At 44.6% G+C, this 13,247-nt stretch carries 10 protein-coding genes and 1 pseudogene; 7 read left to right on the forward strand and 4 right to left on the reverse strand.

The genetic code is table 11. The annotated features are described in order from the left end of the window. Nucleotides 1-7 precede the first annotated feature (7 nt). Together FTU87_RS12445 and dnaX are read left to right on the forward strand one after the other, a co-directional pair. Entirely contained in the window at nucleotides 8-451 is a 444-nt protein-coding gene (locus FTU87_RS12445) for a copper resistance protein NlpE N-terminal domain-containing protein (protein WP_034608473.1), read from the forward strand. A gap of 133 nt (nucleotides 452-584) precedes the next feature. Next, complete coding sequence (dnaX, locus tag FTU87_RS12450) at nucleotides 585-2,702, forward strand: DNA polymerase III subunit gamma/tau (protein ID WP_005097263.1); 2,118 nt, start codon at nucleotides 585-587, stop codon at nucleotides 2,700-2,702. Between the two features lie 8 nt (nucleotides 2,703-2,710). Here dnaX and FTU87_RS12455 read toward each other — a convergent pair whose 3' ends face one another. After that, entirely contained in the window at nucleotides 2,711-3,145 is a 435-nt protein-coding gene (locus FTU87_RS12455; protein ID WP_100329603.1) for a thioesterase family protein, read from the reverse strand. Nucleotides 3,146-3,189: 44 nt separating this feature from the next. After that, nucleotides 3,190-4,350, reverse strand: a complete 1,161-nt coding sequence (locus FTU87_RS12460) for an iron-containing alcohol dehydrogenase (RefSeq protein ID WP_005170476.1) — start codon at nucleotides 4,348-4,350, stop codon at nucleotides 3,190-3,192. Nucleotides 4,351-4,470: 120 nt separating this feature from the next. Between FTU87_RS12460 and FTU87_RS12465 the strand changes: the two genes are divergently transcribed. Genes FTU87_RS12465 through FTU87_RS12480 form a run of 4 tightly spaced genes read left to right on the forward strand, consistent with a single transcriptional unit; the run spans nucleotide 4,471 to nucleotide 8,205 of the window. After that, entirely contained in the window at nucleotides 4,471-4,977 is a 507-nt protein-coding gene (locus FTU87_RS12465; RefSeq protein WP_005170478.1) for a low molecular weight protein-tyrosine-phosphatase, read from the forward strand. Nucleotides 4,978-4,980: 3 nt separating this feature from the next. After that, entirely contained in the window at nucleotides 4,981-6,021 is a 1,041-nt protein-coding gene (murB, locus tag FTU87_RS12470) for a UDP-N-acetylmuramate dehydrogenase (protein WP_180097542.1), read from the forward strand. Between the two features lies 1 nt (nucleotide 6,022). Beyond that, a complete protein-coding gene (locus FTU87_RS12475; protein ID WP_100535329.1) occupies nucleotides 6,023-7,162 on the forward strand; it encodes a YdcF family protein in 1,140 nt (379 codons plus the stop codon). After that, nucleotides 7,162-8,205: an alpha/beta hydrolase gene (locus FTU87_RS12480; protein WP_005170484.1), complete on the forward strand. Its 1,044-nt coding sequence runs from the start codon at nucleotides 7,162-7,164 to the stop codon at nucleotides 8,203-8,205. The genes FTU87_RS12475 and FTU87_RS12480 overlap by 1 nt, the downstream gene beginning before the upstream one ends. 63 nt (nucleotides 8,206-8,268) lie before the next feature. On the opposite strand, the gene FTU87_RS12485 is transcribed toward FTU87_RS12480, so the two are convergent. Continuing rightward, nucleotides 8,269-9,939: an FMN-binding glutamate synthase family protein gene (locus tag FTU87_RS12485; RefSeq protein WP_005097253.1), complete on the reverse strand. Its 1,671-nt coding sequence runs from the start codon at nucleotides 9,937-9,939 to the stop codon at nucleotides 8,269-8,271. Between the two features lie 497 nt (nucleotides 9,940-10,436). After that, complete coding sequence (locus tag FTU87_RS12490) at nucleotides 10,437-11,444, reverse strand: YafY family protein (protein WP_180097544.1); 1,008 nt, start codon at nucleotides 11,442-11,444, stop codon at nucleotides 10,437-10,439. Nucleotides 11,445-11,683: 239 nt separating this feature from the next. Between FTU87_RS12490 and FTU87_RS12495 the strand changes: the two are divergent. Beyond that, nucleotides 11,684-13,242 (forward strand): annotated as a pseudogene (locus tag FTU87_RS12495) (circularly permuted type 2 ATP-grasp protein). Nucleotides 13,243-13,247 lie beyond the last annotated feature (5 nt).

Raw genomic sequence — 13,247 nt, forward strand, 5'->3', positions numbered from 1 at the left:
TGAAGTGATGAAAAAAGTGCTGATGATTCCTCTGGTCGCAAGCAGTGCCTTGTTTGGCTGCCAGGATCAAAACCAATCGACGGCAAATACTGCTATTGAGGCTAAAGCTCAGATTCCTGCCTGGGTCGGGAATTATCAGGGCACCACACCCTGTATGGGATGTTTTTCAAGTTGTGACGATTGTCCGGGTATGGCTGTTGCTTTGAGCTTGCATGATGATCGGACTTTTACGTTATCACGTGAAAGCTTGAGTGGGCATAACCCGATTGAAACCATTACTGGGCCGATTCGTTTTCAGGATGATACGCAACAAAAGATTGAACTGCTGAATGTCGATACCCGCAATCTGGTTTATGTGGATCTGAAAAAGCAGGTTCTGGAAATTCGTGAAGATCAAACAGGCAAACGCTACCAGATGCAAAGTGACTTTATCCTGTTTGAATCGGTCTGATTTTAAGAAAATATATGTTTTATATCCCTTTTTCAATGATTTTGATCAAGGGATTTTTATTGTTTATAAACCGGCATTCATTTCACTATTTACTAAAAAAACAGTATGCTTAGACCTGTAAAAAGGAGCATACATGTATCAAGTACTTGCGCGAAAATACCGTCCTCGTAATTTTAATGAATTGGTGGGGCAAAACCATGTTTCACGTGCTTTAACCAGCGCGCTCGAACGTGGCCGTTTGCACCATGCCTATTTGTTTACAGGAACGCGTGGTGTCGGAAAAACCACGATTGCACGTATTTTGGCGAAGTGCTTGAACTGTGAGACCGGTATCACCTCGACACCGTGTGAAGTCTGTGCGACTTGTAGCGCCGTCAACGAAGGACGCTTTATCGATTTGATCGAAATCGATGCGGCCTCACGCACCAAGGTTGAAGATACTCGCGAGCTGCTCGACAATGTGCCTTATGCACCGACTCAAGGTCGTTTTAAAGTTTACCTGATTGATGAAGTGCACATGCTGTCCACGCATTCTTTCAATGCTTTATTAAAGACTCTGGAAGAGCCACCTGCGCACGTCAAGTTCCTGTTTGCTACGACCGACCCACAAAAGCTGCCAATTACCGTAATTTCACGCTGTTTGCAGTTTACTTTGCGCCCATTGGCTGTTGATGAAATTACCGAGCATCTGGCCCAGATTTTAGGCCAAGAAAGTATTCAGTCGGATCAGGATGCCATCTGGCAAATTGCCGAATCTGCTCAAGGTTCTTTGCGTGATGCCTTGTCTCTGACCGATCAGGCGATTGCCTATGGTCAGGGTGCGATTCAGCATCAGGATGTCAAAGACATGCTGGGCTTGATTGACCGGACCATTATTTATGATCTGATTCTGGCGATTCACCAGAACCAGAAAGCACAGGTCAGTCAGTTGTTGCTGCAATTCCGTCAGCAGGCTTTGGATGTGTCACTGGTTTTAGATCAGTTAATTTCGACTTTGCATGAACTGGCTTTATTACAATATCTGCCTGATTTAAGTCTGAAATATAGTGCTGAAATCAATCAAAAGATCATGCAATTATCCGGTCTGATTTCGGCTCAGGATTTACAACTGTATTATCAAGTTGCTTGTAAGGGACGCGCTGATTTACAGTTGGCTGTGACTCAGGAACAAGGTTTTGAGATGACGGTGCTACGCTTATTGGCATTCCGTCCCTTACAGCCAAGCGAGGTTCCAGTCGTTCATGAAGCCGCAACTCAACCAATAGCAGCTTCTCCTACACGTCTACAACAGCCCATTCAGACACAATTGCAGTCTGAAACAGTCACAGCAAAAACATTTGAAGCGGAACCGACCTTCGATGATTTCTCTCTGGACGATGAGACGGATGAGGAAGCTTATACGCCATCAATGCCTGAACCATCTTCAGATGATTTTCTCCATGAAGAAAAGTCCACTAATGATCATGCACCTGAGCCTGTTCAACAGGGAGTAATTCAGACAGCGATTGAGGAAGTACAGTCTAGTGATCAGATCGTTTTTGATCCAAATGACGACAAAGGCCTGTTTGGTTTTGATGAAATCGAGAGTAGCGTAGAAGCACCGGCGACAAGCAGCAGCTCGGATGATTTCCTGCTTGAAGAGTTTATTCCTGTAGATGCTGTTACTCATGTCGAAGCAGCACAAGAAATATCTGCTGATGAGGAATTTAGTCTTGCCTCACCGGAATTGGAACTTTCACAGGAAACGATTGCTCAGCCTGTGATTGAAGAAGTCGCTCCGATTCAGACTGCGCTACCGGATGACATTTCCCAAGATTTAAATACGCAGAATCTGATGCCACAGGATATTTTAAAAATCCCTGAGCAAATGTTAGAGGGTGAGTGGAGCGTCGAAAAATGGGAATACTGGTTCCGTAACAGCCAGCTTTCTCCAGCAGTGCAGGAACTGGCACAGTATGGTGTCATGAGCGGACAGATTAATGGCCAATCCGTTTTTCATATCCCTGAGCAATACCAGCAACTTTTGACACAACTGCAACATACTCTGGAAGCTGCTTTACAACAGCAGTGGCCGCAAACTCATTTCCAGGTGAAATTTGAAAGTGTGGACCAGCTAACACCCTATACCATGCAGCATCAGCGGAAGGCTCGTGCCTTTAAACGCGCTGAAGAGCTGTTACAGGCTGAACCTGCGGTACGTGACCTGTTGCAGCAGTTCGATGGTGAATTGCAAAATATTCAGCTGAAATAGACTGGATTTTAAGGCACAACAAATCGAGATAAGGCATCCCGCATTGCGGCTGAAATCGGGGTGCTTTTTCGTGTCTCACGATCGACAAATACATGAACAAAATTACCCTGAGCTGCAGCTGTATCCGAATTGCGTTTAAAAATGGCCAGATCGTAGCTCAGTGATGAATTTCCCATGCTTTCAATGGCCACGCCCACTTCAATAATTTCCGGATAAGACAGTTCCTGATTAAACTGGCAGTTGGAGCTGACCACCAGCCCAATCATCGGAGAGTATTTCGGATCAAAGGCCGCTTCCTGAATCAGCAGGGCATTGGCTGCGGTGTCAAAATAACTGTAATAAGTCACATTGTTGACGTGGCCATACAGGTCATTGTCTGCCCAGCGGGTCTGAATGGGCAAGAAAAAGGCATAGTGTTCGCGTTGTTTGATCGTGGCTTTCATCAGGATTCGCTCTCAGCTAGACAAGGCTTAGTGTGGAAATAGATTTAGGCATAAATCGCCTGGTAAATCTGGTAAGCGTCATCCAACTTGAGTTCGCGTGGATTGTTCTGCAACAGCCGGCTTTGTTGCATGGCATCTTCTGCCATAACCATCAACATCTGTTCTGGTACATTTAACTGCTTTAATTTTAAGGTTAAGCCGCTCTGTATCAGATGATTATTAAAATGATCAATAAACAGATCGGTCAGTCCATCATGACAACCTTTACTGTGGGGATCTAACCAGGTCATCAATTCGGCATAGAGCTGTTTGGCTACAGGTGCATTAAATTTTAAGACTTCGGTCAGCACCAAAGCATTGCTATGTCCATGCGACAGATGAAAATGCCCACCGAGTGGATAAGCCAGCGCATGCACGGCGGCAACCGGTGCGTTGGCAAAGGCTTGTCCGGCCAGCATGGAACCGACCAGCATATTTTGACGGGCATCTAGATCATGACCATCTTGCAGAACACGTTGCAAATTGGCATTCAATAATCTTAAAGCCTGTTTGGCCAGCATATCCGAATAAGGATTTTTCTTGTGTTTTGAGGTATAGGCTTCAATGGCATGTACCATGGCATCGATTCCGGTGGCAGCGGTAATCTGTGCCGGCAAATTCCGAGTGAAAGTCGCATCCAGAATAGCAATATCGGCATAGAGAATAGGCGCGACAATGCCGCTTTTGGTGGTTTCACCTGTAGTAACAATCGAAATTGGTGTGACTTCGGAGCCCGTTCCGGCTGTGGTGGGAACCAGAATTAGAGCTAAACGTGGCCCGGTGGCATTATCGACGCCATACAGATCGGAAAGCGTTTGATGCTGCTCAGGATGCGCCAAAATCGCAATCAGCTTGGCCACATCCATAGAGCTGCCACCACCAAAGCCTAGCACCACATCAATCTTTTCCTGCTTTGCAAAAGCTGCTGCTTCAAGCACTACGTTATCGGGCGGGTCAGCCTGAACATCTGAGTAAATCACATAATCCAGACCGGCAGATTCAATAATATCCAGAATCGGCAGATGTAATTGCTGCTTCAGCATACCCGGGTCAGTCACCAGTAGAAGACGTTGATAACGGCCATTTTTTAGAATTTTAAATAATTCCTGAATCGTGCCTAGTCCGGCAATGATATTGGGGACGGTTTGAAACTGAAAACGATTCATGGCGATATCCTTGATTTTTTTATTGCAAATACGAGATTATTCTATGGTTGTGAGATAGGAATCAGTATATAAATAACTTAACATAAGAATCCTTAAAATAAAGTAGCTCTGAGGTTGTTTATGTCATCCAGAACGCCATACAAGGTGTTATGTGTTTGTTTGGGAAATATTTGCCGCTCTCCCACGGCAGAGGTGGTACTCAGACATTATTGTGATGAACAGCAACTGAATATTGTGGTCGATTCTGCTGGAACCAGTAATTATCATCCGGGCAAGGCCCCAGACCTGCGTAGCCAGCAGCATGCACTGAAACGTGGCTATGATCTGTCAACGCTTCGCGCACGTCAGCTGACCACGCATGATTTTATTGATTATGATCTGATTCTGGCAATGGATCTGGAAAACCTATCTAATATCCAGAATATACAGCGTCTGGCCGAAACTGAGTTCGGTCATTTACGTGCACGCGTTGCATTGATGAGTGAGCATGATCAGGATTATCCACAACAGGCCTTGCCCGATCCTTATTATGGCGAAGCGGATGGTTTTGAACGGGTGCTCGATCAGTGTGAGTCCAGCAGTCAGGCATGGGTTGAAATTTTCAAACAGAATGTACACAAGGTTTAAGCAATGCAGATTCAAACTCAGGTTCAACTTAAACCCTTTAATACCCTAAATTTAGAAGCCATTGCTTCACACTATGCCCATATTCAATCGACCGATGATCTGCTGGCGGCTCTGGATTTTGCTGAACAGCAACAGTTAAATGTGCTGATTCTGTCAGGTGGCAGCAATATGTTGTTGCCTGAACAGATTCACGCACTGGTTTTGCATATCGATATTCAGAGCATTGAGATGCTGGATGGCGATGATCAGTCGCAACGTTTACGCGTGGGCGGCGGGCAGGGCTGGCATGACTTCGTGCTCTGGACTACAGCACAAGGTCTGTATGGTTTACAAAATCTGGCCCTGATTCCTGGGCGTGTTGGTGCATCGCCGGTACAGAATATTGGCGCCTATGGCGTCGAAGTTGGCGAGTTTATCGATTCGGTTGCAGTCTATGATCGTCAGCTCAAACAGTTTGGCTCGATTAGCGCAGCAGATTGCCAGTTTGCCTATCGACATAGTATTTTTAAAGATGAGCCAAACCGCTATGTGATTACCCATGTGACTTTTAAATTACTGAAACAGCCAGATTTGAAACTGAATTACGGTGACTTAAAGACAGCCGTCGGTGATACGCTTACAGCAGAAAACCTGCAACAGCAAGTGATTCAGATCCGTCAAAGCAAATTACCTGATCCGCAAGAATTTCCCAATGTGGGGAGTTTTTTTAAAAATCCGCTGGTAGATCAGCCGGTCTTTGACCAGATTGCGGCATCTTTCCCGAATTTACCCCATTACCAGCAAGCCAATACTCAAGTTAAACTGGCGGCAGGCTGGCTGATTGATCAGGCTGGCTGGAAGGGCAAACAGTTGGGGTCTGTCGGCATGTTTCATAAACAGGCGCTGGTCTTGGTGAATTATGGTCAGGCCTCTCTTACCGATGTGCGTAAAACTTATCGTGCAGTACAGCAGTCGGTCTGGGAAAAATTCAAGCTGCTGCTGGAACCAGAACCTGTATTGTTTGACCAAAATGGATTGATCCGTTCTCATCAGGATGAAAAATGATATGAATAAAACCCATTGGATGGTACGTTTGCTACAAGTGGTCACTGGACTGTTTGTACTATTCGGCTGTCTACTGGTGTTGGTTTATACCCCTTTTTACTCGCAAATGATCGTCAAGGGCTTAAACCAGTTTGTATCTTTAGAACTTAATGAAGTAGCAGCGCAAAGCCAGAAAATGGCAGCATTGAGCGAGCATGAAAATCTGGAACCTGGCTCCGATTTATGGATTGCCCGTCAGGCATATTTAAAGGTCATGGAAAAGGATATCCAACAAAACAATTCTGCCAACCTGATTCTGATTCAGGCACGTTATAAAGCGCTGCAACAGGTCATTGAAGAACATCAGCGTGAGCAGCAAAGTCAAAAGGCAGAGCAAAGTCCGCCTGCTCAAGTTCCATTATTATATTCACAAGTACCGACAGAGCCGGTTGATCCGACTGCAAATGTTCGGAAGTTGCTGGACTGGGACAGCAATGAAAACAAAGAACGTATTGAACAATATATTGAGTTCCTGAGTACGCATCCTATAGAACAAGAAGAGGCTAGCTCGGTACAAGAAACCGCTGAAGAGGAAATTCAGCAGGACCTGGCTTTACTACAAGATCAGCAACAAGTGAAACCGGCGAATAGCTCCCAGCCTTATGCCATTGTGGTGTTGGGTGGCGGTTTAACGCTAGATGAAAAGGGTGAAGAGATTGTGGTCAATCACTATACGCGTTTACGTCTGGAAACTACGCTGGCGGTAGAAAAACATTATCAGTTACCGATTGTGCTGAGTGGTGTAGAAGCGCCGTATATGCAGCGCTGGTTGAAAAACCACGATGTTGATGCCAAATTGCTGGAAGATCGCAGCATGAATACCTGTGAAAATACCCGTTTCAGTTCATTATTATTACAAAAGAAAGGTGGAGCACCGACTGTGATTCTGATTACGGATCGTTATCATATGCCACGGACCCGCCGTTTATTTGCTTTAAATGGCATACAAACCATTCCGGTAGAGGCACCGATGCCGAAGCCTTTGACACGATGGCGTCCAAGTGCGCAAAATTATGATCATAGTCGTCGTGCCAATTATGAAATGTTGGCGACCATGCGCGATATGTGGTTTGGATCTAGTGACTGTCGGGAGGTGCCATAATGTCTGATATCCCATTTTTAAATCCCACGATCCTGAAGCAACTTGATTTACCCATCCCAAGCCGGGATATAACGCCACAACTCTTGCCGCCGTTAAACCTGAATCGTAGTGATGAGCCGCCAATTGATCTGCAATCCTATCGCAAGCTGTATGGCTTTGATTTATTGGACTGCAAACACTGGCAAGGCTACGTACAGATGCCATTGTTTAAATTACATGTACAGGTATTTGAACCAAACCTGGAAAATACCCGCTTTGACAAGATTCAGGGCACTGCTTTCTTGCTGCATGGTTATCTGGAACATAGCGGGATTTATCAGCCGATTGTCAAAGAGCTGCTGGAGCAAGGTTTTAGTGTATTGACCTATGACCTGCCCGGACATGGTCTGAGTGATGGTTCACCTGCCAGCATTCAGAATTTTGATCATTATCAGCAGGTTTTGCATGCCGTACATCGCTATGTACAACTTGCCTCGCAATTGCCCAAACCTTGGGTGGGAATTGGACAGAGTACCGGTGGTGCAATCTGGATGCATCACTTACTCGAATTTGCACAGCGCCGCGAAAATCCTTTTGTAGAACGGGTTTTGCTGTTATCGCCGCTGATTCGTCCTGCGAAAACAGCCTGGTGGCATAACTCGGTCGGGCTGGGCATTATTAGCCGGATCAAGCGTGAAGTTCCCCGGCATTTCAGACGCAATAACCATAATCCGGAGTTTCTGCGTTTTATCCGGCTTAAAGATCCGTTACAGCCGCGGATGATGGGTATGGACTGGATTCTGGCGATGTCGCGCTGGATGCTGGAAATGGAAGCGCGTCCGGCCTGTCGTATTCCGGTCTGGCTGGCACAGGGTGCACAGGATCAGACCGTAGACTGGCGCTATAATATCGAATTTATCCGACGTAAATTCCGTCTCCAGACCTTACTGATGCTGGAAGAAGGTTCGCATCAACTGATCAATGAACGCGCGGATATTCGTGCTGCATTGACCGGCTTGATTCCTGCCTTTCTACATGCACAGGGCAGTAAAACCTATTATTGATCTACAATTCAATGTGAAAAAAGGCGTTTGATTAAACGCCTTTTCTAATTTAACTGTATTGAGTTAAAATTTATCCAGTTTAGCCAGGTTCCACATCCGGAAGTAGAAGTTCTCCTCATCCTTATTTTCACAGGATAATAATTCTCCCTCTTTCAACCAAAAATGAATCTGCGCAAAGTTCTTTATTTCGTGATTATTCACACGTTGTGCCAAGTGATGTGCCTTAATCGCCGAAGGGTGTTTCAGGCCTGCAGAAGCAATCAGTTCAGACAAGGCGTGTAAGGTGTTTTTATGATAATGAAATACGCGCTCTGCTTTGGTGGGCACATGTAAGGCCTTTTGACGATCTTTATCCTGTGTGGTGACACCGACAGGACACTGGTTGGTATGACAGCTTTGAGCCTGAATACAGCCGACGGCAAACATAAAACCACGTGCCGAATTCACCCAATCTGCCCCAATCGCGAGCGTGCTGGCAATATCAAATGCACTAATAATTTTACCACTTGCACCAATTTTGATTTTATCTCTTAAACCTGCACCAACAAGGGTATTATGCACAAATAGTAAACCTTCTCTTAGGGGTGCACCGACAAAGTCGATTAACTCAATGGGTGCAGCGCCCGTTCCACCTTCAGAGCCATCGACGACGATGAAATCGGGATAAATCTGGGTGTGCAGCATGGCTTTGACCATACTCATAAACTGCCAGGGCTGCCCCAGACATAGCTTGAATCCGACCGGTTTTCCGTTGGAAAGTTCACGTAATCGTTGGATGAAATTCATCATTTCAATCGGGGTGCTAAAGGCGGGATGACTAGAGGGTGATACGCAATCATGTTCACGGCTGATGCCCCGGATTTGGGCAATTTCTTCCGAGATCTTGCTTTTAGGTAAAATACCGCCATGTCCGGGTTTAGCCCCTTGTGATAACTTGATTTCAATCATTTTTACTTGCGGTAATTTGGCTTGTGCCGCAAAGCGTTCCGGATCAAACTGTCCATCTAAGGTACGGCAGCCAAAATAACCACTGCCAATTTCCCAGACCAGATCGCCCCCATATTCAAGATGATAGGGGCTGATACTGCCTTCACCGGTATCATGGAAAAAATCACCTTTTTGAGCGCCGAGATTCAGCGCACGGATTGCATTGGCACTCATACTGCCAAAGCTCATGGCTGAAATATTTAAAATGGAAGCAGAGAAGGGCTGTGTACATTGCTCATTGCCGATCAGGATACGGAAAGTTTGTGGATCGGCCACCTTACATGGCGTCAAAGAGTGACTGACAAATCTATAATTGTCTTCATAGACATTGAGAATTGAACCGAAAGGTTTATCTGAATTTTCATTTTTCGCCCGCTGATACACCAGACTACGTTGCATACGGGAAAAGGGCAGTGCATCGCGGTCGGCTTCAATAAAATATTGACGAATCTCCGGACGAAATTCTTCGAAGATAAAGCGGAAATGTCCCATGATGGGGTAGTTTTTAAGAATAGAATGCTTGTTTTGCAGTACATCATACAAACCCAACAGGCTCAGGAGTATACTCAGAATCCACAGGGTATTCACCAAAGTTTGCGGCATAAAATAATAGATATAACGCGGCGAATAACCGATATGGAATGTGGTAAAAATCACTGCAATCAGAATGCAGGCAAACCAGACTGAATGGCGAGAAAAGAAAGTATTGAGCAGCTTGTGCCGTACTAATTGAGCAGGGTTAGCCATTGTAAAATTAAGTCCCTATTTCTACTTCTATAGGGCTTTATGATGTGCAGAGCCAGGTATCTTATGCAAGCATAGAATTGTTATTCAATTTTATAAACTTGCCAAAAATCATACCCAGACAGGCAATCAATCAGTAGCAATTGCAGATAAATTTTGCGGAAAAATTCCTATAGAAAAAATATGCAAAGCACATATATTCTATTTATTTCACAGGCAGAGTGAATGCTTTTATAGTCGATTTATCACCCATACAGGAGTTATAAACCATGACAAAAAAATCCATTCGCTTTAATAATGCCGAACTGGCTTGCTCATGTCTCAGTTCTTTTTAAATATTGAGGTTTCATCCAATCTGCATTTCGGGGTATTAGAGAAAAGCAGGTTGGTACAGCGGTAGACCACCAGAACAATCATAAAAATACAAGCATAATTCTCCAATCCCCAATCTGGGGATTTTTTTATTCTGGAATTATTAAAGCTGAATGAAATCCATTTGGTTAAGGGTTTTCCTCATCCATCTGGCTAACTGCATTGGACACCATACTGGGTTCAATATGTTTAATCTTTTTACCAAAGCTGCGCAGCCACCACACCAGTTGTGAAGTAAAAGGAACCGTTGCACTAATCAGCGACATACCATTGTCCAGTTTTTCAATCTTCTGATCTTTACTGAGCTGACTTTCCTCAAAATAATGTGCATCCGATTCCGACATGCTCAGTTTTAGCATGACATTTTCAGTAGGGTGATTGAAATCCACCCGGAAGCCCAATGCACCAGAATCAATATATTCATCAATATCAAAATTCACCGGATGCAGGGCACGTGAATTGAGAACTACTGCCGATTTAAAACGGTGCAGGGCAAAGGTCTGAATATCAGATTTGTCATGACGGGTACAGACCAGATAAATGATGGAGCCTTTTTGCACCAAAGCCAGTGGATTGAGGATATAAGTCTTTTCTTCGCTGTTGTGACCGCGGCCCTGATAGACACATTCCAGCTGTTTGTCCTGCAACAAGCCTTCATATACCGCCTGCTGTGCAGTCTTATCCACGAAAGGTGGAATGAGCGGTTGGGTGGCTGGCACAATCCGTACCCGATTAATCCATTGGCGGACATTGTTTTGCGAGGACAGACTGCGGCGTGCCAGATCAAACCAGGGATTCATTTCTTCGATCAGGCTCGGTGGCAGCAAATGTTTTAAATGTTCTTCGACCATCATAAAGGTGACCGCCTGTGAGCTGGTCATATGCGGCAAGCTTTGCAGCGGTGCATCTGAGCGCCAACGCCAGCCTTGTGGTGTGGTCTTGCTGCTTTCGATTGGAAAGCGCTGCGCAATCTGGTTCAGGTCACGCTGAATGGTACGCAGGCTGATATCAATTCCTTCGCGATTCAAGATTTCCTGTAATTCACGTGTTCCCATCCATTTGCCGGTAGAAAGACGCGACAAGATTTGCCATTGGCGATACAGGCTATTCGAGGTTTCTTTTTCTTGTGCTGACATAATTTATTTTGCTGGCGATAAAGAGGATGGGATTTAGGCTTAGACTAACACAATAAAAAAACTCTCATTTTTTCGCAAGTCTTTCTGCGCAACAATTGTCCTACAAACTAAAAACAACTTGGTAAGAAATGGCATTGAGTTCAGGGCGCATTTATTAGATTAATGGTAGTCGCAATATAGGTTCAATGGCATGGATATTGCTTTGATTTAATTATAATAGATGATAAGACGAGGTTTGTATGCTTAAAGGAAATCGGGATACAAATGTAATTGAAAAAATTGATAATTTTAGTTCCCAAAATCTTGGGAAAAATTTTATAGAGGCTAAAACAGCAACGGTATCGACTACAGCAAATCCACAACTTTTATTTCAACAGTTGTCTTCAAAATTCTTTAATGAAATGCAGGATGAGCAAGTCATGTCCAGTCAGGCAAGTCAAAGACTGGAAGAATGGTTATCCCAACACACGCTGGATGAATTGAATGCTCTGAATCAGGTGGCAAAAGAACATTTTTTACATCATGGCATTGCTTTACGGTTTACGAAGATAAAGAGGGGGTAGAGCGAAGCATTCCTTTCGATATCATTCCACGAGTGATTGACCGCAAACAGTGGAATATGGTGGCTCTGGGGTCGGCACAACGCGTGCGCGCACTGAATCAGTTTTTACATGACATTTATCATCAACAGGATATTTTAAAAGCCAATATCATTCCTGAACTCCAGATTTTGACGCATGAGGCTTATCAGCCGCATATGTATCAACATAGCCTGAAAGGCAGGATTTATAGCCAGATTAGTGGCATTGATGTAATACGTGATTCCAAGGGCAAATTTTATGTCTTGGAGGACAATCTTAGAACGCCATCGGGTGTCTCTTATATGCTGGAATGCCGTAAGATTAGCCAAAAGCTGATGCCGAAAATATTTGAACAGTCCAAGATTGCTGGAATTGAGCAATACCCCCAGCTTTTAAAAGAAATCCTGATCGAAAATGCCCATGTCGACAAACCCTTTGTCGTAGTGCTGACGCCAGGGCGTTTTAATAGTGCTTACTATGAGCACGCCTTTCTCGCAAGAGAAATGAATGTACCGTTGGTAACATCACGTGATCTTTTTGTTGATGACTCGAAGGTTTATGTAAAAACTATACGTGGTCGCCAAAGAGTCGATGTTATTTATAGACGGGTCGATGATGCTTATCTCGATCCATTATGCTTTAAACCGGAGAGTACCCTGGGTGTACCTGGCTTAATGTCAGCTTATTTACAAAATAATGTCCTGATTGCCAACGCACCGGGTACAGGTGTCGCAGATGACAAATCGATTTATCCATATGTCGATAAAATGATTCATTTTTATTTGGGTGAACAGCCAATACTAAAAAATGTTCCGACGTATCAATGTCGTAATCAGCAAGATTTAAGCTATGTTTTGGCCCATCTGGACCAGCTGGTGGTAAAAGAAGCTCAGGGTTCGGGTGGTTATGGCATGCTGATTGGGCCACAGGCTTCGAAACAGCAAATTGAATTTTTCAGGGAGAAAATTTTAGCTGCGCCGCATTTGTATATTGCGCAGCCAACTTTGGACTTATCGGTTAGTCCGACTTTGACCAATTTTGGTATTGCTGAACGTCATATTGACTTGCGCCCATTTGTCTTAAGCTCGCCTTACCGTACTGAAATTGTGCAGGGTGGCTTGACACGTGTAGCGATGCAGCCCGGTTCACTGGTGGTGAATTCATCACAGGGTGGCGGTATTAAAGATACCTGGGTAGTCGACAATTTACATTCATAATATTC

Origin of the sequence: Acinetobacter sp. YH12156 (assembly GCF_013418235.1) — a bacterium.
Lineage (GTDB): Bacteria > Pseudomonadota > Gammaproteobacteria > Pseudomonadales > Moraxellaceae > Acinetobacter > Acinetobacter pseudolwoffii.